Source organism: Stenotrophomonas maltophilia complex sp. Om-AH-Sm3 (assembly GCF_059337855.1).
In genome coordinates this window covers 1-255 of record NZ_JBYBLQ010000044.1, presented here as the reverse complement: position 1 = coordinate 255, position 255 = coordinate 1, and the positions used below count along the sequence as shown (strand labels likewise).

Genomic DNA, 255 nt, shown 5'->3' with positions numbered 1-255 from the left:
AAACTTGTGACGTAGCGAGCGTTTGAGATGTTCTATCAGACGTGTCGTGAGGCTAAGGCGAGAGACGCAAGTCTCTTTATTGATTGAGTCGTTATATTCGTATCCGGGCTTTGTACCCCCGGGTCATGTGTAACCCAAGGCAACTTGCGGTTATATGGTCAAGCGAATAAGCGCACACGGTGGATGCCTTGGCGGTCAGAGGCGATGAAGGACGTGGCAGCCTGCGAAAAGTATCGGGGAGCTGGCAACAAGCTT

General features: G+C 51.8%; 1 rRNA gene. It reads left to right on the top strand.

The features are described from left to right. Positions 1-156: 156 nt before the first annotated feature. A 23S ribosomal RNA gene (locus AC10QF_RS20130) occupies positions 157-255 on the top strand; the annotation flags it as partial.